We start from the raw sequence: 25,895 nt of genomic DNA, 5'->3' as shown, positions 1-25,895 counted from the left end.
ACTTAAAATTTAAATCTACTTGCCGATATTGTATTAAAGGATTTTGACATGATAAACGCGCTAAATGGATTTAATCAAAACTTTAACTACCAAGACGCTTTTAGTAAGCGTCAAGCCACAAGCACAAAATTAGACAAAGTAGAAATTCCCACCAAAACTGCGGACATCAAGCATCTACCGCTCTCTGGCTACTCATCAAATGACAAAATTTCTATCTGGGGCAAGATAAATGGCCTTGATAGCGGAGCGAGCAAAGATGAAATCTCTAGCCTTAAAAATTTCATTGATAGCACGAAGCTTTGGCGACTAAACTCCATCATCACTAGCGAGAAAAACGGCTTTAGCGTAGATGAGTTCATCAAAAATCACAAAATGAACGTAAATAACAAAATAACTAACAATGCTTTTGGTGCTCTTTATCTAAGCCGTGAGGCTACAAATTTGCTAGACTCTGATCTAAGTATCGATGAGTTTAAAGATAAATGGCTGGAATTTACCGCCGAAAGGATACTTGGCGAGCACGCAAATGTGAAAATTTCTTTTAAAGACGGGGCTTTACATTACGAACAAAGCTCGGATAAAAAACGTATAGAATTCTTAGGTCAGCCCATGTTACACCGTGTAAGCTACGCTGATAAAAACAGCAAAGATGAGTTTTTAAAATTTCTAAAAACAAGTTATCAAAAGGGCGAGAGCATCGCTGATGTGCTTCAAAATATCGCTCTTACGCCAGTTAGAGAAAATGGCGATGAAGAGATGGAAGAAGAGAAATTTAAGCCTATGCAAGTTACCAAAAAGAGCGTAACTTACACGGATAAAGATATAAAACGTGAGTTTTTTGAGGAATTTATCAGACGCGAGGTCGAAAATGGAGCGAGCTTTGATGATCTAGTGCAAAAGCTAAACAAGCTAAAGCCAAAGGACATTCTCGCTTAGCTTTGGCTTTATGCTGAAATTTTGGGGCTGCTTAGCTCTTTAAATTTCTACTTAGATTTGAATTTAAAAAGCCAATTTAGCCAACTAATTTAAAAAGCTAGCTTATCTTAATAAATTTTACTCGCGTTTAAATTTTAAGCAGCCAGCTTGGCTCACCAAATTTCTACTTTGGATTATTTATACTTATCACCATATTTTTCTCATCAAGATATAGCTTTGCAGCCTCTTTGATGTTGTCATTTGTGATGGCTTTTACCGCACTTATGTACTCATCAGCCGTATAAAGTGGCGTGTTAAAAATTTTATTTGAGATGATGAGCTTTTGCCAAAACTCAGGCTTTTCATAATCTTTTTTTATAGAAATTTCACTCTGTGCCTTAAAATCCTCCAAATGCTTTGGCAAAATCGCACCACTACGCTTGATACTAGCTATTATCTGCTTTATCTCAGCGATGATCTTGTCCGTATTTGCAGGATCGCAAGTAAAGCTAATTAGTATATCTGAATGCTCAAAAGGATAGCGCGAGAGCTTGGCATTTAAGCTAAAACCGTATGTTTGGCCCTTATCTTCTCTAATCTTTTCTCGAAGCGCTGTTTTTAAAATTTCACTTAATGCCCTTAGTTTAATCGCTCCTTCAAAGCTATATTTAGCGTCAGAATTTATGATATTTATGCCAACATCGCTTCTTTTTGTGCTTTGATACTCCCTTTTAAAGGTGTGCTGACCCTTGATACTTCGCACGCCATCGTCTTTAAACTCTTCAGTCTCGTCAAGCTTTGGCAAAGTGGCGATATACTTTTTAACAAGCGGCAAAAGCCTCTCTTCGTCGGTATCGCCGATGATTACGAAGGTGTATGAGGCAGCATTTGTAAACTTATCTTTGATAATTGCTTTTAGCTCATTTAGCTTTAGCGCATCGATATCAGCCATCTCAAGTGGTGTGACACGTTTATTGTTTTCATAAAAAAACTTGCTAAATTCGGTGCTAAATTTATATTCAGGCAAATTTTGCTCTTTGCTTAGCTCGTCTTTTGCTCTTTGCTTGATACGCTCTAGCACATGAGCATCGGCTCTTGGGGAGTTAAACTCTAAATTTATAATAGCTAGCAACGAGCTAAGATCGCTGGTGCTTGATGAGCCATAAATGCCTTGCGTAAGCGCTTCTATACCCTTTTCATAGCTTACTATTTTTCCATTTAGTGCCTTTGAGAGCTCATAGTTATTAAATTTACCAACGCCGCTTTCATTTGTGAGCGCAACTGCAAAGCTACCAAGCTTTGGATCAGCCAAATTTGATATACCTCCTTTGCTGACGGCCGCAAACAAAATACTATCTTTTTTAGTAGCTAGTGGCTTAAAGATAACTTGCGAGCCATTTTGCATTTTGTAGGTATAAATTTCATTTTTTTCATCAAAGCTTCTTGAGCTTATCTCTTTTGGCTCTAAATTTTCATTGCCTAGACTCTTGTCGTTGTTGCTAGCAGATAGGTTTGTATTATAAGCAGGCGTCTTAGCAAAAAGCTTTAAAAACTCATCTTTGCTAAGCTTAAAACCATCTTTGCTAAAAATTCTTACACGCTCATCAGAAATGGCCAAAATTTGCCTAAATCTATCATTCACGTCAGCTAGCGTAATCTCGTTTAATAGCTTTAAACTAAGCTCTTTGTCGTCTTCGTCGCTTAACACAAAGCCACCATTTTCTATCATGTTTAGAATTTGCCCTGTGTAAGCACTTGATTTTTTAGTCTTTGAGCGTTTAAATTTTGCATCTATATTTGCCACAAACGCCTTTTTCACATCAGTAAAATCATCTTTATTAAAGCCAAACTCTTTAATACCTTTTATAACGCCAAGCATATCTTTAAGGCTTGCGTTAAAATCGCCTCCAAGTACGTTTGTTTCAAAACTATAAATTTTCTGCTTTGCTTGAAGTGTTTGAGCTATAAAATCAGTGCTTAAATTTGATGAATTATTTGCATTTTTTTGCTCATAAAGCATATTTATTAGGCTTGCGATAAGTGCGTCTTCTAGATTTCTCTTTGCGTCAGCTTCATTTAAAACTGGACTAAATTTATCAAAATAGCTAAGTCTAACTAGCTCCATTCCAGTTTCATTCGAGTCATAGTTAAAAATATTTAAACCATTTTTAAAGCTGATATTTTTTTCTGGATGAATGTAAGAATTTGTATTTTTTGCCTGGCTAAAGCTTTTTTCGATTAAGCTTTTTATCTCATTTTTATCAAAGTCGCCAACAGCAACAAAGCTCATAAATCTTGGCTGATAAAGCCTCTCGTAAAATTCTTGCATGTGCTTAGCATCTACGCTTTTGATGACGTTCATGTCGCCTATTGGCACTCTTTTTAGATAGATACTGCCCTCAAAAATATCCTTTGTTTGAGCCAAATAAAGCCTATACCCTGGCGTATTTCTCTGACGCTCTTCTTCCATTATGACGCCGCGCTCCTTATCAAGCTCCTTAGGATCGATTTTAACACCATCTATCCAATTCGAAAAGACCTTAAACGTATCTTGTAAATTTTTCTCATTTACATTAATCGTTAAGATATAACTCGTCTGATCGTAGCTCGTCTGCGCATTTAGATCAGCTCCAAATTTTACACCAAGGCTCTCAAGCTGCTTAATTAGCTCATTTTTACTAAAGTCACGGCTGCCATTAAATGCCATGTGCTCCAAAAAGTGAGCAAGACCTTGCTCGCCGTCTCTTTCATCAGTTGAACCAGAATTTATAACAAGATAAAAAATAGCTGTTTTTTGTGGAAATTTATTCTCTTTGATATAGTATTTTAGCCCGTTTTTTAGCTCTCCATTTAACATATCTTTATCGTTTTGAAGCGCAAAAAGACCCATTGCTAGACAAAAAAACAACAAAATTTTTCTCATTATTTTCCTTTTAAATTTTAATCGATAGACAAAGCAGAATTTAGCATAAGCCTGCAAATTTGCAGGCTAGAAGATTATTTTAGATCGTATTTTTTAAGTAAAGCTTCGTAGCTTCCGTCTTTTTTCATTTCATCTAAAATTTGATTTATTTTTTCTATTAACGCACTCTCTTTTCCTTTATCAAAAGCTATTGAAAAGCCCTCGCTGCCATCAACTTCTTTAAAAAATGCTTCAAGTTCTGGATTTTTCTTGATAAAGCCGTATCCGATAGAGCTATCAAGGATGACTGCGTCAAATTTACCAACTTTTAATCCCATGATAAGTGGCACAATATCTTCTGAAGGCACTACTTTTACGCCATTTATAGCATTTGCTGCTAGCTCTTGGACGGTGCCTTGTTGCACGCCAACTCTTTTGCCAGCTAGCTCTTCTTTAGCTTTTAATGCGTCATTATCTTTTTTCTTTAGGTAGAGGTTTTCAGTTAGATAGTATGGCTTTGTAAAATCAATCGACTTTAGTCTATCTGAAGTCGCACTCATCGCACTTATAATGCCATTTATTTTGCCAGCTTTAAGCGCTGGGATAAGGCCGTCAAAACTCATATTTATGATCTTATATGAAAAGTCTGCACGCTTTGAAATTTTATCAATTAACTCGATATCAAAGCCTGTTATTTTGTTATTTTCATCGATATATTCAAATGGCGGATAGTTCGCCGCTGTGCCAAATTTTAGCTCGTTTGCACAAAGAGCAACAAAAGCTGTGAGTAAAAGAGCAAAGATCTTTTTCATAATAGTGTCCTTTAAAGTGATTTAGTGGCTTAATTATCAGTATTTCTCTATTAAAAATCGTTTAAATCCGTAATAAAAGAAAAATGCTACAAATAATCGTATAACAAAGTAGCATATAAATTTTTATAGATAAGTTCTATCCCTTAATTATTTTAAGGGATAGAATAATAGGAGCTCTAAGAGTAAGTCAAAGATTAAAATTTATTTTTTCTAACTTCGTTTACTATCGCCTTAGCCATGTCGTCAACATCAGATGTTACTTCATTTGCTTTATTGACAATTGTTACATTATCTTTTGTGAGAGTATCTATTTGAGCAACTGATTGATTTATCATGTTGATTCCTTCACTTTGCTCTTTTATAGATTCGCTCATTTCATTGATTGATTGAGCTAGTACATTTGTATTTGCCTCTATCTCTGTTAGAGATTTTTGAGTTCTCTCTGCTAGTTTTCTAACCTCATCTGCAACAACCGCAAAGCCTCTACCATGCTCTCCTGCACGTGCTGCCTCGATCGCGGCATTAAGAGCTAGTAAATTTGTTTGATCAGCTATATCTCTAATAATAGTTATGATGTTTTTGATCTCGTCACTTTGTCTAATAACATCAGATGTTTTTTGAGATATTGCATTCATAGAGCTTGACATTTGCTCTACTGCGGCAGCAGACTCTTGAAGTGAGTTTGCTTGTACATTTGCGCCTTGAGTTAGTTCTTTCATTGACTGACTTAAAGCCTCAGCCTTTTCTTCTAGCACATGAGCTTGATCTAAATTTGCCCTTAACATCTTGGCTATCTCTTCACCAAGAGCATTTATGCCAGCCGCCATTTTGCCATCATCTTCAAGCCTTTTAGTAAAGTCTTGTTTTTTAAAGCTTTCTAGTAGATTTAACACGTCATCGCCATTTTCCGCAATAGCATGTTTAAGTGCGATTTGTAAGTCTTTGAAAGTTTGTTTTAGCTGGCTAAGTGCAGGGTTTGAAGTATCTGCATTAAGCTGAGCTACGTAGTTACCTTTGCCGATTTGATTTACAAAAGTATTTGCTTCTTTAATGAAATTATTTTGCTCAGATAAATTTGCCTCGATTTGTTTGATATTCTCATTTATCAGCGCACTCATCTGTCCGATCTCGTCGCTACCACTACGATCTAAAAATTCAGCTTTATTAGTTTTATTATTTAAAAAGTCAAAAAACTTAACTAAGCCATTTTTAGTCTGATCTATGCCAGAGATCAAATTTTTACCTATCAATGTAGATACTAGCAACATAAGTAAAATACAAATCGCAATCACAATAGAACTTATAATAAGTTCGGTATTTGCATCACCCTTAATACGCCTTGCATCTTTTTGCATACTATCAAGTAGTTTAAGCTCAAGCTCTCTCATCGCATCTATTGAAATGCTTATCTTTGAAAACCAACTCGCTGCATCATAAGATGCATCTTCAGTGGCAACTACATTTTTAATAATATTCATCGCATCTATAAAATCAGCCTTTTTTCTAGCGATAGCATCAAATTCATCGCTAAATTCTTTTGGATTGTAATCGTCAAAGTCCTGCATAAATTTATTTATAACGCTATTTAGTGCAACTACTTTGTTATAGTCCTCTTTGTTTATACTTTTTTTAGTAAAAACTCCATTTAAAGTAGCACGCAAAATACCAAAAGACTCTTTTATCTCACCAACAATAATTATACGCTTTAGATCATCTACCAAGCTAGGCTCGAGCTTATCGCTATATCCATTTATAGCAATAACCTCTTTTCTTAAAATTTTTGTTATACGGCTAATTAGATCATTGCCACTTTTTTGATCTACATTTGAGCGGATACTATTTATCTCTGAAACTATTTCATTTTTCTCTTCAAGTTTATCAAGCATAGCGTCTACTTTTTTACGCTGCTCTAATAAATTTTTATTATCCCCTCCTGCTAGCACACCTGAGCTAAATCCGCGTTCTTTTTGCATCTCATGGATAAAATTATTTTGATTTATGATTGTATCCACGATTTTCTCACTAAACTCTGCTTTTGAGCGAGTCTTTAAGATACCATTTAGCATGTATGCACTCATGATACCAAGGCCAATAAGACTGACGATAACTATCGCCATAATCTTAGATTTAATACCTAGATTATTCATTTTCTCTCCTTTTAGTTTTTCTTAATATCTGCTTCAAAAATAAAGTCGTATGACTTTAATACTTAAAATTTATCAACCAAAAAATACTTTTGGTTATTTTTATAAAAAATATTGATTAACGCATTTATGTAAAATTTTAATTTATATTTAGCTTTATTAAATAGTAGTAGTTTTTTAACAAAGTTATTATGCAAGCAAATAGAAAATAGCACATTTAAAATAAATGCCGTTCTCATCCTGAGAAGCTTCATTTTTTCTCCTTGAAAATAGTTAAGTCATTTTATTAATTTTACTTTTAAAAGATGTTAAATTTTAAAAATTAGAAAAAAGTGAGTTTTTGCAGAGAATTCCTGCTTCTCTGCAAATTTTGTATTTAGATTTATTTCTTTAATCCATATTTATCTAGCATTTTGTCAAATTCGCCAGATTTTTGCAGCTCATCGATCGCTGCGTCTATCTTCTTGATAAGCTCAGTGTGTTTGCCTTTATCAAACGCCATCGCAAATCCTTCTGTGCCATCAGGAACTCTTAAAAATTCTTCCAAATCTGGATTTAGTTTTAAATACTCAACCCCTATCGGACTATCAGTTAGTACAACGTCGATTTTATCGGCTTTTAGTGACATGATGGCAGCTGCTACATTTTCAGCAGGTATTGACTTAGTAGTTATGCTTTTGGCTGCTTCTTCTTGCAATGTTCCGACTTGAGCTGAAATTTTTTTATCCTTAAGGTTGTCTTTATTTGCATCTGAGCCTTTTTTGCGGATAAATAAATTTTCTGAAAAATAATATGGCTTGGTAAAATCAACCGATTTTCTTCTCTCATCAGTTGCACTCATTCCGCTTATGGCAATATCGATTTTACCAGTTTTTAATGCTGATATCAGTCCATCAAAGCTCATATTTGCAACATCAAATTTTATTCCAGTTTTTTTGGTGATCTCATTTAATAAATCTATCTCAAAGCCAACAATTTTATTGTTTTCATCAAGATATTCAAAAGGTGGATAATCAGCGCTCGAGCCAACTTTTTAAACTACATTTTTACTAGCTTCTTCGGCATTATTTGCTGCATTTTTTTTATTAGCATCATCGCCACAACCTAGTAAAAATAAAACTAAGCTTGCCATCAAAAATTTTAAAATTTTACTCATTTTCTACTCCTTTAATGATTTAAAATTTTACCTAAAAACTCTTGCAGACGCTCGTGCTGCGGATTTGTAAAGACATTTTTCGGTGTATCATCAACTGCGATTTTGCCTTTATCCATAAAGAAAATTCTATTTGCCACATTTCTTGCAAAGCCCATTTCATGGGTCACAACAAGCATCGTTATACCCCTTGCGGCAACATCTTTCATAATATCAAGAACCTCTCCGATCATCTCAGGATCAAGCGCACTTGTCGGCTCGTCAAAAAGTATCACTTCTGGCTCCATCGCTAGACTTCTAGCGATCGCAATACGTTGTTTCTGTCCGCCTGAAAGCTTGTGCGGATAGGCAAATTTCTTATCACTTAGCCCAACACTTTTTAGCAACTCATCAGCTCTTTTTTCTGCACTTGCTTTATCTAAAATTCCTGCTTTTATCGGAGCTAGAGTTAAATTTTGCAAGACATTTTTATTTGCAAAAAGATTAAAGTGCTGAAAAACCATGCTCACTTTTTGGCGAATTTTATTTATGTCTGATTTTTTATCTAAAATATCTTTACCATTTATCTTTATGTGCCCGCTATCTGACTCCTCAAGGCGGTTTATACAACGTAAAAACGTACTTTTACCGCCACCACTTGGACCAATTATCGCTATAACTTCACCCTTTTTTATATCTACGCTAATATCATTTAAAACTCGCAAATCGCCATAACTTTTGTTTAAATTTTTAATCTCAATCATGGCGGTTTAATCTCCTCTCAAGTAGTTTTGTCAAAAGTGTAAAAAATTTAACACTTACATAATAGACAATGCCTGTAAAAATGACTGGCTCTGGACTATAAAAGACCGCTTGCAAGCTCTTACTTTGCATCGTGATATCAACGACGCTTATATAGCCAACGACTGAGGTCTCTTTAAATAGTGATATAAACTCATTTGCAAGAGCTGGCAAGATATTTTTCGTAGCTTGTGGAAAAACTATCTCGCGCATCGAAACATAGTAGTTTAGGCCCATCGCACGAGCTGCTTCCATTTGTCCTTTATCGACGCTATTTATACCACTTCGCACGATCTCGGCCACATAAGCAGAACTATTTAGCCCAAGTGCGATGAGAGCTACATAAAAATTATCACTCCATGTTGCAAAAATGACAACTGAAAAAATTAAAAGTTGAAGTATTACAGGTGTTCCACGTAAGATATCGATATATTCATCAATTATAAAATTTAAGACTTTAATGTTTAAAAATTTAATAAACGCCAAGGTAAATCCAAGCGTTATGCCTATGACAATACCACCTATAGTAAGCCCTAAAGTCACTCCATAACTTTTGATATAAGCGATCTCTTGAGCCTCACTAAGATCTCTTGGATAGAAAAAATATGCTCCAAGTGAGACGATTATTATAAAAAATAGAAATTTAGCTAAATTTTGAGCCTTCAACTTCGTCCTTCTCTTTAAAATATGGCTTTAAATAATACGAAAAAATTTATATCATTTTGCTTAAAAGCGTTTAAGGATCGGCGCTGAATGTTGTAATTTAAAAAAATTTATATTAACATAAGTCATTTATCTTAATTTGAAAGGAAATTTATGAGCTTTGGGTCTTATTTAGCCATCGCCATCTATTTTGGCTTTTTGCTCTTTATCGGACGATATTTCTACGATAAAAATGCAAGTATGAACGAGTATCTGCTAGATAACCGTCGAATGGGTCCAGTGGTTACTGCACTTAGTGCTGGTGCTTCTGATATGAGTGGTTGGATGCTACTTGGTGTGCCCGGAGCATTATACGCAACTGGCATAGCAAATGTGTGGATGATAATCGGTCTTATCATTGGAGCTTACTGCAACTATTTATTTTTAGCAAAGAGGCTTAGAATTTACACTGAAGTTGCGAGTGATAGCATCACGATACCAGACTTTTTAGAAAATCGCTTTAAAGATAGGACTAAAATTTTAAGAATCATCTCTGGTCTTATCATTTTGATATTTTTCACACTTTATGTAAGTAGCGGCATCATCGCTGGTGGCAAGACGTTTGAGAGCTTTTTTGGTTTAAAATTTGCCTACGGAGCGGTCTTTACACTTGTTATCGTGGTCTTTTACACGTTTTTTGGCGGATTTAAGGCTGTGAGCATAACTGATGCATTTCAGGGGCTTTTGATGTTTTGTGTCTTGGTCTCGATCCCAGTCGTGGCATATCTAAATTTAGACTTGCCAAGCGATACAAATTTGATAAAAGAGATAAGCAGGCTTGACGCAAATCACCTAAATCCATTTAGAGATCAGACTTTCTGGGGCATTTTGGGTCTTCTAGCTTGGGGTTTTGGTTACTTTGGTCAGCCACACATCATTGTTAGATTTATGGCGATACGCGATTCAAAAGAGCTTGCTAAGGCAAGAAGGATCGGCATTGGCTGGATGACGATCGGCCTACTAGGCGCAATTATGAGCGGACTTATCGGCTTTGTATATTTTAGCCAAAGAGGCGGACTTAGCGATCCTGAGACTGTATTTCTAAAGCTTGGCGAGCTACTTTTCCCACCATTTTTTATAGGCATTATCATCTCAGCTGTGCTTTCAGCGATCATGAGTACTATCTCAAGTCAGCTTTTAGTTACATCTAGCTCGGTAACAAAGGATTTTATCTTTGCATTCTATAAAAAAGAGATCAGTCAAAATACACAAACAGCGATCAGTCGCTATGCTGTCGTAGTAGTAGCCATAGTTGCTACTATACTTGCTTTTATCTCAACAGATAATGTTCTAAACGTCGTTGGCAACGCTTGGGCTGGATTTGGTGCGAGCTTTGGACCGGTGCTACTTTTTAGCCTTTACTGGAAGCGCATGAGTGCACTTGGAGCATTAGCTGGTATGATAGCTGGAGGTGCGACAGTAATATTTTGGATCACGTCAGGGCTAAACGTTTATGTTTATGAAATTTTACCTGGCATCATAACTTCTTGTATAGCGATCATTAGCGTAAGTATCTGGGGAGATGCGATAAATAAAATGACGAGCGAACCTCACGAGCAAATCATAAAAGATGAATTTGAAAAGATGAAAACAAGGCTTTAAACCTTATCTTATAAGAAATTCCTAGTATCTTGTGCTAGGAATTTCTGCTAATTCCTTCTTAAAATTTTAATCCCTTTTTTAGTTTTCTTATCAAAAATCTAGCTGGATGAAGCTCGTGAAATAGCGATCTTTCTATGCAAAGTGGGCGAGCAAGCACAAGATCAACTATCAAATTTGCTCCAAGTATCGCTGTGCCAAGACCTCGTGAGCCATGAGCAAAATTTACAAAGACATTTTTTTCGTAGCTTGCCTTTGGATTGTTATCTTTATTTTTGCTCCAAAATAGCCCTTTGTAGTTTTGCTTGTAAAATTCTTCATCATGCAAGGCGCCAATTATCGGAAACCTATCTCCGCTATAGCTTCTATATCCCACACGTGAGCCGATAATGGTGGCTTTTTTGATGTCGAAAAACTCGCCTACATCGCTTAAATTTTTAGCATTATCCTCAACTTTAGGTATATCGCAAATTTCATTTCTGGCATAAGTAGCGCCGATAACTTGCACACCTTTGACAGCTGGGCAGATGTAGCCTTTTGCGCTTAGCGGCATGGCATTTTTTAGCACTGGTTTTAGGTGCGTGACTTGGCCTCGGACACTGCTTATTTGCATGTCGTAGTCCTTAAAAATTTCACTGCTCTTACTGCCAGTGCAAAAGATTAAAATATCGGTCTCTAAATTTTTACCATTTTTAAATTTAACGCTGATCTTGCCATTTTGAAGGTACTCTCTGCTCTCGTACTCATGGTTAAATAAAATTTCAAAGTTGCTTGATAAAAATTTACAAATTTCTCTTGGTCTAGCGTATGCACCATCTTTTATAAATATGCCAGGATATGGTTTTAAGTTCTCATCGAATTTAAAAATATCCTCTGCATTTTGATCCTGCCATGAGGCGTACCTTTTAACGAGCTCATCATCAAATGCGTAGTCGATGCAGCCGTTAAATTTGATAAGGCTTTTTGGCAAAGTTACCTTGTAAAATCTCACTGCTTGCAAAAATGCGTTTAAATGCATGCGGCCTAAATTTACCCCAGGCTTCGTAACTAGCGGCATCAAAGCGCCACAGTGATTGCCTGAGCCATTTGTTGCGACCTCACCATTTGCCTCGGCGATCACCACTTTAAAGCCATTTTTGGCTAGCTCGCCAGCTGTTGCAAGTCCAGCCACTCCTGCTCCTATGATGAGCGCTGTTTTGCCTTTTACGCTAGAGGCTGGCTCGCATCTCGCAAACCAAGCATCTTTTAAATTTTTATCTTTTTTCTCTAGCACGGCGCTACTCATCTGGCGTTTTCTAGCGTATCCCTCTTTTAGGCTTAGCAAAAAGCCAGCACCCTTTAGCCCGTCTTTTACTATTTTTGCACACGAGTAGGTTCTAGCAATCGTGCCAACCCTGCTTAGTCTTGCGATCTGCCTAAAAATTTCTTCGCTCCAGATTGAGCCATTTTTACTTGGAGCAAAGCCGTCTAGAAACCAGATGTCGGCAATAAAATCAAGCTCAGGTAAAATTTCTTTAGCCTCGCCGTAGCAAAGATCAAGTGTAATATTTGGGGCAAAATTTATACGGTGTATGCCTGAGATTAGCGGCGGATAGAGCGAAACCAGCTTTTTGGCATAAGCTTTAAAAATGCCTAAATTTTCATAAATTTTTAAAAGATCTTCTTTTTTAATAGGGCTTTTTTCGATACTAACAAAGTGAAGTTTTTTAGAGCTATTTTTAAATTTCTTACAAATTGTGAAAAAATTTAATCCAGCACCAAAGCCAGTTTCAGCGATAATGAAGCTATCTTTGATCTGCCAAATTTCATCAAGCGCTCTTGCAAAGACAAATTCACTCTCAAGCCAAGGTTTGTCGGTATTAAAGTAGATGTCACCAAACTCCTCGTTAAATGGAATTTGCCCTTTAAAGCTTAAATTTGCATTTTTCATCTATTTTTTGCAAAATATCCATCGATGCCATTTGCGATGCCGTTTGCAAGGGCATTTTGATATGCATCATTAAAGAGCTTTTCACCCTCGACTGGATGCGTGATATAGCCGATCTCAACAAGAATTGCTGGCATAAGAGCACCTACAAGTACCCAAAACGGCGCCTCTCTCACACTGCCGTCACTTGCAGCATAGACCTTTCTAGCACTTGCTAAAATTTCTTTTTGGATATCAATGCCAAGCTTATTTGACGCGATTATCTTCTCGCGATTTAGCACGTTTAAAAACGTCTGCTGTGAAAAGTAATTCATCTCTTCAATATCTGATTTGTTCTCAAGCGCGGCTGCGTTTTTGCTACGTTCGCTTCTTGCAGGCGATAAGAAAAATGTCTCAATGCCATGCATGCTCTTTGCCTTTGTGGCATTTGGGGCGGCATTTGCGTGAATGGAAACAAAAAGATCAGCCATCTTATCATTTGCAAATTTTGTTCTTGTTCTTAAATTTATAAAGACATCGGTTGATCTAGTAAAATAGACCTTGTAACCACGCGCTTTTAGTATATCGCCAAGTTTTTTGGCTACACCTAAAACCGCTGTTTTTTCCTGAAGCTTGCCATTTACTGCACCTGGATCAGTGCCACCATGACCTGGATCGATAACGATCGTTTTATTGCGTGAAAATTTACCAGTCGCAACTGGTGGCAAAGGTGCTACCACTGGCTCACTTTGTGCAGGCTGAGGCTTTAAATTTGGCTCAGGCTCTTTGTGTGGCACTTCTTCATTTTTGTTTTTAGTTTTATGAAGTGGTGTTTTTACATTTTCGTTTGAGATAAAATTTTGAGCGCTGATCACAAGCAGATCACTTGTTGCATTTGCTTTTATAGTCTTTTGGATCTTATCAGAAAAAATAACTCTAACAGTGTTTTTATCATACTGCGAGATGTGAATGTAATCAGATATAAAATTTTTATAAGTTAGCGAATTGCCATTTAATCTACCATCAATATCCATAATGTTTTTATATGTATTTTGTTGCTTTAAAAAGGATGTTTTTAGTTTTGCAGTATCAATTTTTGTATTAAACTTAAGCACCAAAGTGTCATTTACCTTGGTTGCACTAAGCAGCGTCAAAGTAGCATTACTAGGCATACTAGCGCTCTTCACGCCATTTAGTGCATTTAGATCTTTTATATACCCACTTGAATCAAAACCAAGCGATTTCGAGCTGGTTATGAGTCTTGTGAGTGCTTGTTTTTTTATATTTTTGTCATTTTTTATGATCGCATCGACATAGATGTCTTTTATATCGTTGTTAAATTTAATCTTTGCACTTCTGCTTGAGCTGGCAAAATTTTTATCAAATTTTGCAAATATCTCAGAATTTGTCGCAGCAAAAAGAAAATTACAAACAATAAAAAAGAGGATTATCGCTAGTTTCATTCACCATGTACCAGCTTGTGCATTAGCTCTTTTACGCTTATTAGCTCTTTTAGTTTATATCCATTTGCTCCCGTGAAAAATAACCCGGTCTCTTTTTTGCCACTAAATGAGTCAAAAAGCCTATCAGCGATGCAATATCCAACCTCTTTAGCACCTTTGCCCCTTTGACAAGGGCTCACACAGTTGCTTATACACTGAATCTTTGGTCCCATCCTTTTTTCTACCAAATTTATCAAATTTGTTCTAATCCCACGAGCCGGATAACCAACTGGACTTTTTATAAGCTCTATGTCCTTTTCCTCGGCTGCTAGTATCACTTCTTTAAAGCCAATATCTGCATCGCACTCATGAGTGCCGATGAAGCGTGTACCCATTTGAACACCATCTGCACCTAACGATATCGCTTTTTCTATGTCATTTTTATCCCAAATTCCGCCGGCTGCTATGAGCGGAAAGTCACCCCACTCTTTTATCTCAGCTTTTACTTGTGGGATTAGATTAAATAGCGAAAACTCAGGATCAAGGCACTGCTCGTATGTAAATCCCTGGTGTCCGCCGCTTAGTGGTCCTTCAAGCACAACTGCATCTGGCAAGCGATCATATCTTTGTAGCCAACGTTTGCAGATGATCTTTAGTGCTTTTGCACTTGAGATAATAGGAACTAGCGCGACTTCTTTAAAATTTTGTGTAAATTCTGGCAAATTCGTAGGTAGCCCAGCGCCTGATACGATGATATTTATACCGGCTTCACAAGCGTCTTTTACCACTCTTGCGTAGTCATTTGCAGCATACATTATATTTACGCCAAGTGGCAAATCTCCACAAATTTTTCGTGCATTCTCAATAATTGCTCTAAGACCTCTTGTTGAGTAGAAATTTTCACTTCCAAATGGCTTTGCATTTAGCTCTTTGTTTATAAATTTACGATTTTCATAATATCCTGTGCCAACTGAGCTGATTATCCCAAGACCGCCTTCAAGGCTGACGTTGCCAGCTAGTTTGTCCCAGCTGATACCAAGTCCCATACCGCCTTGAAATATCGGATACTTTATCTCATATTTTCCTATTTTTAATGGCTTTAACTCCATCTATTCAACCTTTACTTTTGCAAATTTACGCTTTCCTACTTGCAAGATATATTCACCTGCCTCTAATTTTAGTTGCTCATCACTGATCTTTTCTTGATTAATGCTAACCGCATTTGCCTTTATATCACGCCTTGCTTGAGAATTTGACTCACTTAACTCACACTGTGATAAAGCTTCCACTATCCACGCTGGTGCTTTTAGGCTAAATTCTTTTATATCAGTTGGGAGCTGATTTTGAGAGTGCACACTATTAAACTCAGCCATCGCAGCCTTTGCAGCCTCCTCGCCGTGATACCTTGCTGTTATCTCGTAAGCAAGGTCCTCTTTTGCTTTTTTTGGATGATACTTGCCGTTTTTTACGTCGTTCATTAAATTTTCTATCTCACCAAGGCTTTTTGTACTTAAAAGCTCGTACCAACGCCACATTAGCTCATCGCTTATACTAAGCGTTTTTGCAAACATATCATTTGCATTTTCAGTTACACCGATATAGTTTCCAAGACTTTTACTCATCTTATTTACACCATCAAGCCCTTCAAGAAGAGGCATCATGATTACAGCTTGCTCTTTGCCGACGTTATAAATTCTCTGCAAAGTTCTACCCATTAGAAGGTTAAATTTCTGATCCGTACCGCCCATCTCGATGTCGCACTTCATCGCAACGCTATCATAACCTTGAAGAAGTGGATACATAAATTCACAAATTGAAATTGGGCTGCCAGCTTTTATCCTTTTTTCAAAATCATCGCGCTCTAGCATTCTAGCGACTGAAAATGTGCTAGTTAGCTCTATCATTCCAGCAGCTCCAAGCTCATTTGACCATTTTGAGTTAAACATTATCACGGTCTTTTTTGGATCCAAAATTTTAAAAACTTGCTCTTCGTAGGTTTTAGCGTTTTTTAAAACCGTCTCTTGATCTAGCTTTTTTCTAGTTACTGATTTGCCAGTTGGATCGCCTATTTGAGCAGTGAAGTCACCTATTAAAAACTGCACGATCGCACCATGCTTTTGAAGTAGTGCCATCTTGCTTAAAACGACTGTGTGTCCTAAGTGAAGATCTGGAGCAGTTGGATCAAAACCAGCCTTTACATAGAAATTTTCACCTTTTTCATAATAATTTTTTATTAAATTCTCAACTCTTTCAAAGTCAATAATTTCGGCAACACCGCGTTTTATCTCTTGTAAAATTTCAGCTATATCTTGCATTATCTTTCTCCTAGTTATGGTATGGATCGCTTTGCGAAACGAAATCTATAATCTTATATCTATCTTTGATCTTCTCTCTTAGCTCGTTTGCATCGATATTTTCAGCCATCTCAACACTTATCTCAAATGTGTCACCGCTAAGGTCATTTGCTTCATTTAGCGAGATTGTAGCCAAATTTACATCTAGTCTAGCAAGATATGTTAAAAATTCAGCCAACGCGCCTTTTCGGTTCTCAAGATTTAATAAAATTTTATATCTATGTGGGGCATTTCTAGTCCATTTGACAAAGATGATTTCATTGCCCTTATCCATAAGTTTCCCAGCACGCTCACAAAGTTTGTGATGCACTGTCACATTGTGCCCATTTTTAAAGCCAACTATACTATCACCTCTTTTTGGATTACAACAATAGTCAAACTCGACATTTGAAATTTTATGATTTGAATAGATTACGATATTTTCAAATTTCTGCTTTTTAACCTGATATTTGTCGCCCAAAGAGATCATAAAAGGACGCTCTTTTTTTATATACTTTTTAAGCATATTTACGACCTCTTGCAAAAAATCGCTTTCAGTTGCAGCACGAAAAACTTTTTTGCCTAAATTTTCATGCTCTATCCAGTCTAAAATTCTATCTTTTGAAACGCCAAAAACCGACTTTAAAATATCAACTGCGATTTTATAATTTATATCTTTTATCTTTTGCTTGCAATATGTTCTTATTGTAGCCCTTGCTTTACCAGTTCGAACGCTATTTATCCACGAACAGCGAAATTTTGCCTCTTCGCCAGTTACAATCCTTACAATATCGCCGTTTTTTAGCTCTGTTAAAAGTGGCATTCTGACGCGATTTATATAAGCTTCTTTTGCGTAAAGTCCGATCTCTGTGTGAATCTCATAAGCATAATCAAGTGCAGTAGCCCCGCGTGGAAGCGTAAAAACCTCACCTTTTGGCGAATAGACCGCAATATCTTCTATGTAAAGACTATCTTTTGCATATTCATAAAGCTCTTCGACGTTACTTTCAGCTTCATTGTTTTGCATACCAATGTCGTTTAGCCAGTCAAGTTTTGGATTTAGTAAACTGCCCTCGCCGTTTTTGTATTTCCAATGAGCTGCGACACCATATTCAGCGGTTTTGTGCATATCGTAAGTGCGAACTTGCGCCTCAAAAATACTCTTATTATCAAAAATAGTTGTATGTATCGTTTGATAGCCATTTTGCTTTGGAAGTGCAATATAATCCTTAAATCTCGAAATAAGAGGATTAAAATTTATATGCAAATTTCCAAGCGCAAGATAGCAATCAAGCGGCTTTTGTACAAGAATTCTAATAGCGAGCAAATCAAGTACCTCTTCAATCGAGATACCTTTTCTTTGCATTTTTAAATAAATCGAATAGTAATGTTTTATACGTTTTTGAATCTCGAAAGTGCCCTCAATAAAGCCATTTTCAAGTAAAATTTGATTTACTTTTTCGTAAAAAGCATTTAGTTTAAGGCTAAGCTGCTGTTTATTTTTATTTAAAAAGCTATCGATCTTGGCGTATTCTTCTGGCATCGCATATTTAAAACTTAGATCTTCAAGTATGTTTTTAATCGATGAAATTCCAAGCCTATGAGCGATCGGAGCATAGACCATAAGCGTCTCTTCTGCAATACGTTTTTGTTTTTCTACTTTTAATGCATCAAGGGTTAGCATATTATGAAGCCTGTCACAAAGCTTAACCACAAGAACTCTAACATCCTCAATGGAGATTAAAAGCATTTTTCTAAAAGTTAGCGCCGAGCTTGCTAATTTTTCGTTACTACTTGAGCTTGCAAGCTTGTTTTCTCTTATAGCAACTATCTTCGTAAGCCCTTCAACCAGCTTTGCCACTTCATCGCCAAATTCAGCCTGGACTTCACTAAGCGTAACTTCAGTATCTTCAACTACATCGTGAAGTAGTGCAGCTATGACCATGCTCTCATCTCCACCCATATTTGCTACTATTGATGCTACCAATATAGGATGGATTGCGTATGGCTCGCCACTTTTGCGATATTGACCAGCATGAGATGTGACACAGCTATCTATAGCTTTGTCTAATTTCTCGCTTCGTTCGCAAAGAGAAAAGAGCAACGTTATAGCTTCTGAAACATTTTTACAAGGTAAAATTTGTTCTATTAGCTGCTCTAAAAAAAGACTATTTTCCTTCAACTATTGCCTCTAAGCCTATTTTGCCCTCAGCTACTTCAAGTAGTGCAATGTCAGCAAATTTCATCTTTGAAGTATCGGCTTCTACAAGTACCACTGCTCCATTTGCTAGTGCTTCTGCACGCTTTGCTACGATAAGTGAAAGTTTATATCTATCATCACCAACTTGTTTTAACGCTCTTGCTGTTATTTGTTCTGTTCTCATATTTATCCTTTTTAAAATTTATTTTACTACTGAGTATAGGGCTGCTTCTTCTTCATTTATTATTTTTAATAAATTTCCAGCCTTAAACATATTACAAACCAAAATCGGCAGTGAGTTATCTTTAGCTAAAGCTATGGCAGTATCGTCCATAACCTTGATATCATCGCTCATTGCCTTTTCATAGTTTAGCGATTTTAAAAGTTTTGCATCTTTGAATTTTTTCGGGTCTTTATCATAAACGCCATCAACCTTTGTTGCTTTTATGATCATATCTGAGCCGATTTCAATAGCTCTTAAAGTTGCTGCTGTATCAGTTGTAAAGAATGGATTACCAGTACCTGCAGCAAATATAACGACTCTGCCTTTTTCCAAATGACGCTGCGCACGTCCAACGATGAAAGTCTCACAGATCGCTTCCATTTTGATTGCACTTTGCACTCTCACCTCTAGCCCACTTCGCTCTAAAGCTTCACGCATCGCGATTGAGTTGATAACAGTTGCTAGCATACCCATGTGATCGCCGCTCGTTCGTTTGATGATGCCATCTTTTGCAGCACTCACACCACGTATAATGTTGCCGCCACCTATCACGATGCCAACCTCGATACTATTTTCGACAAGCTCTTTTATCTCATTTGCTATAAATTTAAGCACCGCCGTATCTATGCCAAAACCATTCTCTCCCGCTAAAGCTTCGCCTGAAAATTTAACCAATACGCGTTTTCTTTTACTCATTGTCTTGCTCCTTAAAATTCACGCATTCTAGCCAAAAAGGCTTTAAATTTAGTTAATAGTACTTGCAAAGCGGCTATTTTGAGATCATCTCAAGTGGATCAATGTGGTAGTTTCTTTGCGTCACTTCAAAGGTTAGATCATTTCTAACTCGACCTATAACGTAGCCTTTTTGCACAACTGAGCCGACTTTTACGGTTGGTGCGATCTGGCTTAGGTGAGCGTAGATCGTATGGATGCCATTTTCGTTTTCTATAATGACTACATTTTCAAGCATCGGAGTTGCTTTTGCAAAGACCACTTTACCATTTAGCACGCTTTTGACCTTGGCATCTGGCGTTGTTGAGCGAAGCGTGACTGACTCATTAAAAATTTTGATGTTATATATTGGATCTACATAGTTACCAAATTTTTGTTTTACAGTGTAGCTATCAAGAGGAGCGATTGTCTTTGCACCTGAATATTTTTTGACCGAGCTTGTTTGATAGCCTCCACCCATTGGCTGGCTTTTTTCGCCTTTTTTACCACCTTTGCTTGCAGCCGCTTTTTCTTGTTTTTCTCTAGCAGCACGTGCTGCTTCATCTTCTTGTTTTTGCATGATAGCGAGCTGCTCTAGCGTCTTTCTTAGCTCATCTTGCTGAGCTTGAAGTTTGGCTAGCTTTTTGCTATAAATTTCTTTATCACGCTTTAGTCCGTTTATAGTATTTTTCTGCGTACTCTCTAAATTTTGCAAGTCACTTTGCTTGCGTCTATAGTTTTTAATACTTGAGTTTATCTCGCTTATTTTGTTTGATTTATTTTTTATCTTCTCAATCGTATCTTCATAGTTCTGGCTAAGCCTTTTAAAATCCTCTTTTGTGATGGCATTTAGCTTGGTTAAAATTTGAGATGAAATGATGCTCTCCTCGCTTTGCTTGCCCTCAGTTGCAGACATCAAAAGATCAAACGAAAGATCTTCTGCGATGATCCTTATCATATTTTGCTCAAGCTCTTTTTGTGTGCGTTCTAGCTCTTTGTTTTGTTTCGTTAGGTCATCAAGCTCAAGAAGTGCTTTTGAAGCATTTGTCTCAAGGACTGAAATTTGACCCTTTAAATTTGTGATATCGCCACTTATACCTCGAAGTTTTTTTTCGCCATTTACGATATCACCAGCCAAATCATCTAGCTTTTTACTAAGCTGCTCACTCATCGCCTGACTCGATCTTAGCGAGTTTTTGGAGTCTTTGATCTTCTCTTTGGTATTTGACGCAAAAGCTAAGCTAAAAGCTAGCAAAAATATAAAAATTCCTTTTCTCATATCGTGCTTTTTCTAGCCTTACTCATTACCAAACTAACAGCAAAAATACTTAAAAACATAGCCACGCCAAATAAAATAAAAATATCTCTTGAGGGATCAAGACTAGGCAATACTACATCGATGCTTGCGGCATTTTCTCTAAAAATTTCAATGCTAGGCAAGAAAAAGAAAAATGCACCAACTACTGTGGTCGCAACCAGGCTATCAACCATAGCTGATTTATAGAGCATGGCTGATTTTAGCCAAAAAGGTGCTCCAAAAAGCGTCATAATCTCGATGCGCTCCCTATGCTCAAACAGCCAAATTTTAGCCTGCTTTAGCATAAGCATAAGCCCAACAACACAAAGTATCGCCATAAAAGTATACGATATACTTTTGGCTAAATTTAGCATTTTAAAGACCTTGTCATGGGTCTTTGAAAATGTCTCGACCTTTGTGATGCCATCAAATTTTAAAAGTTTTTGCTTTAGATCATCCATGTACTGCGGCGTCGGAAATTCGCTAAGTTTTAGTGAGTAAAATTTAGGTAGCGCATTTTGCAGTATGGATAAATTTTTAGCAGAGATATCATTTGAAAGGCGGTCAATTATCTTTTGCGGACTTAGTGGCTCGATGCTAGATAGATTGCTAACCACTGGCTTTAAAATAGCATCACTGAGCTCTTTACTTGAAACTATGACGATGTTGTAGTCATTTCCCATGAGCCTTTCATAATCTCTCACAACCTTATCGGCAGTTAGACTAAACTGCACGGAAAACAAAAGCGCGATCAGCGGCAGGATGAATCCAAGATGATTTTTAAGCGATCTCATGCACGCCTCCATTTTCTATGACGAAGTGACGGTATGGGATACGAAGTGTCGATGGGATATGGTGCGTGACAACTACTACGCTAGTGCCTAAAAATTCCCTAGCTGATTTTAAAAGCGACCAGATGACGTCGCTTGAGTATTCGTCTAAATTTCCCGTTGGCTCGTCACATAAGAGTAAATTTGGATTATGTGCTAGTGCCCTTGCCATCGCTACTCTTTGCTGCTCACCACCGCTTAGCTCCATTGGATATTTATCAGCTTTATGAAGCATATTTACATGCTTTAAAAGTTTAGCCACTTGCTTTTTACTTACGTTTTGATTGACGCCTTTGATGATGAGGGGCAGCATAACGTTTTTTTCGACATTCCACTCATTTATCAAGCGATAGTTTTGAAATATAATGCCAACTCGCTGCCTAAGCTCGCAAAGTCTTTTGTCATCGATATCGTCCATTTGCGTCATGCAGACATTTAATTCACCTGCAAGGGGCGAAATTTCTCCGTAAAATGATTTTAAAAGCGTACTTTTTCCACTTCCACTCTTGCCTGTGATAAAGACAAAATCATTTGCATAAATATCTAAATTGACGCTATTAATTACGATTTCATCGCGTTCATAAGCTAGGCTCAAATTCCTTGCACTAATTATCTCTTGCATCAGCCAAATACTCCTTCAAAAGCTCGTGTGCAGCTAAATTCTCACGAATTAAGATCGGTTTTTTTATAAAATATTCGCTTTTTTCATCGCTTATTTTGATAAAACATTGCTCAGGTTTGTTGAAAGCTCCAAAAGCAACTTTTAGCAAAATTTCATCTTTATTTATGATATAAATTTCTTCGAAGTGTAAAAAATAATCTTCTTTTTTGATGATAAAATTTTTAAAATTTTTAATGATATTTTTTACGCTAGACTTTTCTTTAAAGCTAAAATCTCCAGCTAAAACACTCTCACCACTTTCAATCTCACAAGTATAGATAACATCGTAAATATCTTTATCTTGGCGTCTCCAGCGGTCTTCGTACTTACTAGTTACTTCTAAATTTCTATTTTTAAAAGCTTCCATTTTTGAGTTTGTAGGCTCTAAAAATTTACTCAAACTAAAGTCGCAATACTCCTTGCTATCAGTCCTTAACTCAAATTTACCGCCTACTTTTAATATTCTCTCGCATTCAAGTGCAAACGCCGACGAGACAACACGTCTATGCTCTGCTTTATCCCATGGCACTGGAAAATGTAAAAATACCCTATCAACTAAATTTGAGCTAACAAGCGAAAGTAAAAGCCTTGCGTCAGTATTGATTAGACGCACATTTTCTAGCGCATTTGCTCTAGTTAGCTTTGCTACTTGCTCGATGCTTGGCTTATAGACTTCTATTCCGATAACTAGGGCATTTGGATTGTTTTTAGCTTGATAAAGCAAGTGTCTACCAGAACCAAAGCCGATCTCGATGAAAATCTCTTTAAATTTATCTTTTAGCTCGCAAAATGCTGGCACAAATTCTTCAAGGCTTAAAATTTCACTCACTTTTTTAGTCAAATTTGTCTTTTTTACGGCAAATGCTTGACTGATTACATCATTGCAATTTTGCTCTTTAAAAAGCTCAAGTGCCTCTTGCAAAAGGCCAACTTTAGCTGGCTTTGTAAGCTTTTCACCTTTTACGACGACGCCATTTTTACCTGGCTTTACAACTAGGAAAAAGCTCTCTTCTTCATTTTTTGTGTATATGAGCCTCTCGTTTCGCCCATTTGCCTGCCAAAGAAATTTGACTTTGTCATTACCAAATGGAAACGAGAGCTCTTTTAAAGACGAAGCGATGAAATTTGGCATTATTTTATGCTAACTTCTGCTTTTGATGACTTATCAGAGGCGATGCCGTACTCATCGATAGCTACGACGCTGTAAGAATAGCTAGCTCCTTTTTGCACGCTATCATCTCTAAGCCCAGTACCATCTATGCCACTAAAAATTTTCTCACTTGCGCCACTTCTATAAACAGTGTACGAACTAGCTCTATCAACTGCACTCCAATTTACATTTACTCCGCTACCATCGTAGCTAGCGCTAATATTTGGAGTCTTTGGTGCACCAAGCGTTATCCCCACAATTGGCTCTTCTTGTTTTAAGCTCTCAAGGCCGTCTTTATCGACTGCTGTGACTCTGTAATACCTAGTCGCTGCATTTGTGTTTATGAGATCCTCATAGGTGTTGCTAGTCGTTTTTGCCAGATATGTGTAAGGCAAAATTTTACTCACTGTTCTATAAACCTTAAAATAAGCAAAATCCTCAGCCGGCACGTAATCCCAAGTTAAAATTATCTTTTTTGGTGCATTTTTTGTTGCCTGAAGGTTTGTTACTGATTTAGGGTAACTCCTTTGTCGTTGCACTTATGTTTTGGCTTGGTTTTGAAACAACGCCTGAAGAAGTTTTAACTAAAATTCTATACTCATAAGACTTACCAGGTTTTACCTCAGTGTCGATATATTCAGCATTTAGTCTGCCATTTACCTCTGCTACTTGGCTAAATTTATTAGCTCCTGCATCACTTCTTTGAATGATATAGCTTGCCACGGTGCTATCAGGATGTGGTCTCCAGATCACTTTTACACGTCCTGGAAGCCCTGTAATAGCTTGCGAAAATGGTACTGAGTCAAGCAGTGGCTTTGTAGTTGCTGTTGCGATCGTGCCCGGTTGAGAGATGGCATTACTTGAGTAGGTTCTCATTTGGTACGAGTAGGTTGTCTCTGGAGCTAGATTGCGGTCCACATAGTGCGTTGCAAAGCGGTCTTTTATATTTGCAACTAGTTGCATTTTTGAGTTTGCGTCATTTGGATTTGAGCGGTAAAGATAGTAGCCAACGACGCTTTCGTCGGTCACTGGATTCCACTCGAAGCCAACTTCTGTCATGTCTGAAATGGTTTTTAAGCTTGTAATAGTCGGTAGTGACGTGCTTTGCTGAGTCGGTACGCTAGAGCCGCATCCCGCCAATAAAGCTACTAAAAATGGTGTCAATATGCGTAGGGCAAATTTTTTCATCAAAAATCTCCTTGGGAATTTTTTTGTAAATTATTTGGTTAAAGTCATCATACGTTTTTGCGATAAATTCTACCCTTTTGCCAGTTCGTGGATGGATAAAATAAAGCATATAAGCGTGAAGCATAACTCTGCTTATTTTATCGCCTTGGCTCTTAAATCCGTATAAATCATCGCCTAAAATATGGCGGTTTATGCTAGATAGGTGCACTCTTATCTGATGGGTCCTGCCTGTAAAAAGTTTTGCTGCTATTAAATTTATGCCATTTTCGCTTAGTAAATTTACAAAAGCACTTTTTGCAAATTTAGCGTCCTTGACGATCGCTTTTTTTAGGCGATTGTTTGGGTTTCTGCCGATTGGCTTTTCGATGATAACATCCTCTTTTAAGGGAAGATCAGTGAGTGCTAGATAAATTCGTCCCATGCTCTTATCACTTAGCTGCTCGCTAAGTTTTGCGTGAGCAAAGTTGTTTTTAGCAACGACGATAGCGCCGCTAGTACCTTTATCTAGGCGGTGAACTATGCCAGCTCTTACGTCGCCATTTAAATTTGAGAGCATAAATCCTTTTTTATTTAGCCACTCAACAAGTGTTGCCTCTTTGACGCTTGGGGCTTGATGAACGACGATTTGAGGAGGCTTATTTAACACTATTAGATCATCATCTTCGTAGATTATTGGTATATCAAAATTTACTTCGTACTCGTTTTGCACCTCTTTTTTTGGAGCAAAATTTATACAAATTTCATCATTTTCGCTTAAAACAAAGCTTGGTTTTGAGATTGGTTTTAAATTTACGCTTACAAGGGAGTCTTTTATCAAATTTAAAGCTTGATTACGTGAAATTTGAAGCTCATGTGCTACTGCTATGTCGAGTCTTGAGCTATTTAAAACATTAAATTTAACCAAAATCAAAGCCTTGTTTGTGATATAATCTAGCCCAAAAATTAAG

General features: G+C 37.0%; 20 protein-coding genes and 3 pseudogenes. 2 read left to right on the top strand and 21 right to left on the bottom strand.

Annotated features, from left to right (window positions below; all coding sequences use genetic code 11):
- Nucleotides 1-48: 48 nt before the first annotated feature.
- A complete protein-coding gene (locus CYP54_RS08165) occupies nucleotides 49-936 on the top strand; it encodes a Cj0814-related protein (protein WP_103604871.1) in 888 nt (295 codons plus the stop codon).
- Nucleotides 937-1,099: 163 nt separating this feature from the next.
- Here the strand turns inward: CYP54_RS08165 and CYP54_RS08160 are convergent, their stop codons facing one another.
- The 7 genes and pseudogenes from CYP54_RS08160 to CYP54_RS08130 all read right to left on the bottom strand — a co-directional run bounded on the left by CYP54_RS08160 (nucleotide 1,100) and on the right by CYP54_RS08130 (nucleotide 9,372).
- On the bottom strand, nucleotides 1,100-3,838 hold the full coding sequence (locus CYP54_RS08160; protein ID WP_103604870.1) for a M16 family metallopeptidase: 2,739 nt from the start codon (nucleotides 3,836-3,838) through the stop codon (nucleotides 1,100-1,102).
- A 74-nt stretch (nucleotides 3,839-3,912) separates the two neighbouring features.
- On the bottom strand, nucleotides 3,913-4,629 hold the full coding sequence (locus tag CYP54_RS08155; protein WP_103604869.1) for a transporter substrate-binding domain-containing protein: 717 nt from the start codon (nucleotides 4,627-4,629) through the stop codon (nucleotides 3,913-3,915).
- A gap of 194 nt (nucleotides 4,630-4,823) precedes the next feature.
- A pseudogene (locus CYP54_RS10340) lies at nucleotides 4,824-5,435 on the bottom strand (methyl-accepting chemotaxis protein); the annotation flags it as partial.
- Between the two features lie 555 nt (nucleotides 5,436-5,990).
- Nucleotides 5,991-6,602 (bottom strand): annotated as a pseudogene (locus CYP54_RS10335) (nitrate- and nitrite sensing domain-containing protein); the annotation flags it as partial.
- A 553-nt stretch (nucleotides 6,603-7,155) separates the two neighbouring features.
- Nucleotides 7,156-7,929 (bottom strand): annotated as a pseudogene (locus CYP54_RS08140) (transporter substrate-binding domain-containing protein).
- Between the two features lie 11 nt (nucleotides 7,930-7,940).
- Entirely contained in the window at nucleotides 7,941-8,669 is a 729-nt protein-coding gene (locus CYP54_RS08135; protein ID WP_103604866.1) for an amino acid ABC transporter ATP-binding protein, read from the bottom strand.
- A complete protein-coding gene (locus tag CYP54_RS08130; RefSeq protein ID WP_085658195.1) occupies nucleotides 8,662-9,372 on the bottom strand; it encodes an amino acid ABC transporter permease in 711 nt (236 codons plus the stop codon). The genes CYP54_RS08135 and CYP54_RS08130 overlap by 8 nt, the downstream gene beginning before the upstream one ends.
- A gap of 150 nt (nucleotides 9,373-9,522) precedes the next feature.
- On the opposite strand from CYP54_RS08130, the gene putP reads away from it, so the two are divergent.
- Nucleotides 9,523-11,010 carry a sodium/proline symporter PutP gene (putP, locus tag CYP54_RS08125; protein WP_103604865.1) on the top strand — a complete coding sequence of 496 codons (1,488 nt, stop codon included), beginning with the start codon at nucleotides 9,523-9,525 and terminating at the stop codon, nucleotides 11,008-11,010.
- Between the two features lie 58 nt (nucleotides 11,011-11,068).
- Here the strand turns inward: putP and mnmC are convergent, their stop codons facing one another.
- The 14 genes from mnmC to CYP54_RS08055 form a co-directional block, all read right to left on the bottom strand.
- Nucleotides 11,069-12,937, bottom strand: a complete 1,869-nt coding sequence (mnmC, locus tag CYP54_RS08120) for a bifunctional tRNA (5-methylaminomethyl-2-thiouridine)(34)-methyltransferase MnmC2/FAD-dependent 5-carboxymethylaminomethyl-2-thiouridine(34) oxidoreductase MnmC1 (protein ID WP_103604864.1) — start codon at nucleotides 12,935-12,937, stop codon at nucleotides 11,069-11,071.
- The gene (locus tag CYP54_RS08115) at nucleotides 12,934-14,376 is read right to left on the bottom strand and encodes an N-acetylmuramoyl-L-alanine amidase family protein (RefSeq protein WP_103604863.1); all 1,443 of its coding nucleotides are present in this window, start codon (nucleotides 14,374-14,376) and stop codon (nucleotides 12,934-12,936) included. Before CYP54_RS08115 ends, mnmC begins: the two co-directional genes overlap by 4 nt.
- The gene (locus CYP54_RS08110; RefSeq protein ID WP_021091713.1) at nucleotides 14,373-15,464 is read right to left on the bottom strand and encodes a nitronate monooxygenase; all 1,092 of its coding nucleotides are present in this window, start codon (nucleotides 15,462-15,464) and stop codon (nucleotides 14,373-14,375) included. Before CYP54_RS08110 ends, CYP54_RS08115 begins: the two co-directional genes overlap by 4 nt.
- Nucleotides 15,465-16,670: a tyrosine--tRNA ligase gene (tyrS, locus tag CYP54_RS08105; protein ID WP_103604862.1), complete on the bottom strand. Its 1,206-nt coding sequence runs from the start codon at nucleotides 16,668-16,670 to the stop codon at nucleotides 15,465-15,467. It lies immediately after the preceding gene.
- Nucleotides 16,671-16,680: 10 nt separating this feature from the next.
- Nucleotides 16,681-18,870 carry a RelA/SpoT family protein gene (locus CYP54_RS08100; protein WP_103604861.1) on the bottom strand — a complete coding sequence of 730 codons (2,190 nt, stop codon included), beginning with the start codon at nucleotides 18,868-18,870 and terminating at the stop codon, nucleotides 16,681-16,683.
- Complete coding sequence (locus CYP54_RS08095) at nucleotides 18,857-19,072, bottom strand: DNA-directed RNA polymerase subunit omega (RefSeq protein WP_021091717.1); 216 nt, start codon at nucleotides 19,070-19,072, stop codon at nucleotides 18,857-18,859. The genes CYP54_RS08100 and CYP54_RS08095 overlap by 14 nt, the downstream gene beginning before the upstream one ends.
- A gap of 18 nt (nucleotides 19,073-19,090) precedes the next feature.
- The gene (pyrH, locus tag CYP54_RS08090) at nucleotides 19,091-19,807 is read right to left on the bottom strand and encodes a UMP kinase (RefSeq protein WP_103604860.1); all 717 of its coding nucleotides are present in this window, start codon (nucleotides 19,805-19,807) and stop codon (nucleotides 19,091-19,093) included.
- A gap of 73 nt (nucleotides 19,808-19,880) precedes the next feature.
- Nucleotides 19,881-21,101 carry a murein hydrolase activator EnvC family protein gene (locus CYP54_RS08085; RefSeq protein WP_103604859.1) on the bottom strand — a complete coding sequence of 407 codons (1,221 nt, stop codon included), beginning with the start codon at nucleotides 21,099-21,101 and terminating at the stop codon, nucleotides 19,881-19,883.
- Nucleotides 21,098-21,913 (bottom strand): FtsX-like permease family protein, encoded by an 816-nt coding sequence (locus tag CYP54_RS08080; protein WP_103604858.1) that lies wholly within the window; start codon nucleotides 21,911-21,913, stop codon nucleotides 21,098-21,100. The genes CYP54_RS08085 and CYP54_RS08080 overlap by 4 nt, the downstream gene beginning before the upstream one ends.
- Nucleotides 21,900-22,571: a cell division ATP-binding protein FtsE gene (locus CYP54_RS08075; protein ID WP_103604857.1), complete on the bottom strand. Its 672-nt coding sequence runs from the start codon at nucleotides 22,569-22,571 to the stop codon at nucleotides 21,900-21,902. Before CYP54_RS08075 ends, CYP54_RS08080 begins: the two co-directional genes overlap by 14 nt.
- Complete coding sequence (trmB, locus tag CYP54_RS08070; protein WP_103604856.1) at nucleotides 22,555-23,742, bottom strand: tRNA (guanosine(46)-N7)-methyltransferase TrmB; 1,188 nt, start codon at nucleotides 23,740-23,742, stop codon at nucleotides 22,555-22,557. The genes CYP54_RS08075 and trmB overlap by 17 nt, the downstream gene beginning before the upstream one ends.
- Nucleotides 23,742-24,299 (bottom strand): fibronectin type III domain-containing protein, encoded by a 558-nt coding sequence (locus CYP54_RS08065; RefSeq protein ID WP_223154623.1) that lies wholly within the window; start codon nucleotides 24,297-24,299, stop codon nucleotides 23,742-23,744. Before CYP54_RS08065 ends, trmB begins: the two co-directional genes overlap by 1 nt.
- Nucleotides 24,274-24,948 (bottom strand): fibronectin type III domain-containing protein, encoded by a 675-nt coding sequence (locus tag CYP54_RS08060; RefSeq protein ID WP_181001560.1) that lies wholly within the window; start codon nucleotides 24,946-24,948, stop codon nucleotides 24,274-24,276. Before CYP54_RS08060 ends, CYP54_RS08065 begins: the two co-directional genes overlap by 26 nt.
- The gene (locus CYP54_RS08055) at nucleotides 24,881-25,852 is read right to left on the bottom strand and encodes an RluA family pseudouridine synthase (RefSeq protein ID WP_103604855.1); all 972 of its coding nucleotides are present in this window, start codon (nucleotides 25,850-25,852) and stop codon (nucleotides 24,881-24,883) included. The genes CYP54_RS08060 and CYP54_RS08055 overlap by 68 nt, the downstream gene beginning before the upstream one ends.
- Between the last annotated feature and the right edge of the window lie 43 nt (nucleotides 25,853-25,895).

The sequence above is a fragment of the Campylobacter concisus genome (assembly GCF_002914005.1).
GTDB classification, from domain to species: Bacteria; Campylobacterota; Campylobacteria; order Campylobacterales; family Campylobacteraceae; genus Campylobacter_A; species Campylobacter_A concisus_N.
The sequence above is the reverse complement of the archived record's forward strand: the minus strand, read 5'-3'. Positions and strand labels throughout refer to the sequence as shown.

Bases quoted from the DNA above. Each gene is read 5' to 3' on its own strand.
- CYP54_RS08075 (WP_103604857.1), bottom strand. From the start codon at position 22,571: ATGCAAGAGATAATTAGTGCAAGGAATTTGAGCCTAGCTTATGAACGC.
- trmB (WP_103604856.1), bottom strand. From the start codon at position 23,742: ATGCCAAATTTCATCGCTTCGTCTTTAAAAGAGCTCTCGTTTCCATTT.
- CYP54_RS08165 (WP_103604871.1), top strand. From the start codon at position 49: ATGATAAACGCGCTAAATGGATTTAATCAAAACTTTAACTACCAAGAC.
- putP (WP_103604865.1), top strand. From the start codon at position 9,523: ATGAGCTTTGGGTCTTATTTAGCCATCGCCATCTATTTTGGCTTTTTG.
- CYP54_RS08155 (WP_103604869.1), bottom strand. From the start codon at position 4,629: ATGAAAAAGATCTTTGCTCTTTTACTCACAGCTTTTGTTGCTCTTTGT.
- mnmC (WP_103604864.1), bottom strand. From the start codon at position 12,937: ATGAAAAATGCAAATTTAAGCTTTAAAGGGCAAATTCCATTTAACGAG.
- pyrH (WP_103604860.1), bottom strand. From the start codon at position 19,807: ATGAGTAAAAGAAAACGCGTATTGGTTAAATTTTCAGGCGAAGCTTTA.
- CYP54_RS08085 (WP_103604859.1), bottom strand. From the start codon at position 21,101: ATGAGAAAAGGAATTTTTATATTTTTGCTAGCTTTTAGCTTAGCTTTT.
- CYP54_RS08095 (WP_021091717.1), bottom strand. From the start codon at position 19,072: ATGAGAACAGAACAAATAACAGCAAGAGCGTTAAAACAAGTTGGTGAT.
- CYP54_RS08110 (WP_021091713.1), bottom strand. From the start codon at position 15,464: ATGGAGTTAAAGCCATTAAAAATAGGAAAATATGAGATAAAGTATCCG.
- CYP54_RS08080 (WP_103604858.1), bottom strand. From the start codon at position 21,913: ATGAGATCGCTTAAAAATCATCTTGGATTCATCCTGCCGCTGATCGCG.
- CYP54_RS08160 (WP_103604870.1), bottom strand. From the start codon at position 3,838: ATGAGAAAAATTTTGTTGTTTTTTTGTCTAGCAATGGGTCTTTTTGCG.
- tyrS (WP_103604862.1), bottom strand. From the start codon at position 16,670: ATGCAAGATATAGCTGAAATTTTACAAGAGATAAAACGCGGTGTTGCC.
- CYP54_RS08135 (WP_103604866.1), bottom strand. From the start codon at position 8,669: ATGATTGAGATTAAAAATTTAAACAAAAGTTATGGCGATTTGCGAGTT.
- CYP54_RS08115 (WP_103604863.1), bottom strand. From the start codon at position 14,376: ATGAAACTAGCGATAATCCTCTTTTTTATTGTTTGTAATTTTCTTTTT.
- CYP54_RS08060 (WP_181001560.1), bottom strand. From the start codon at position 24,948: ATGAAAAAATTTGCCCTACGCATATTGACACCATTTTTAGTAGCTTTA.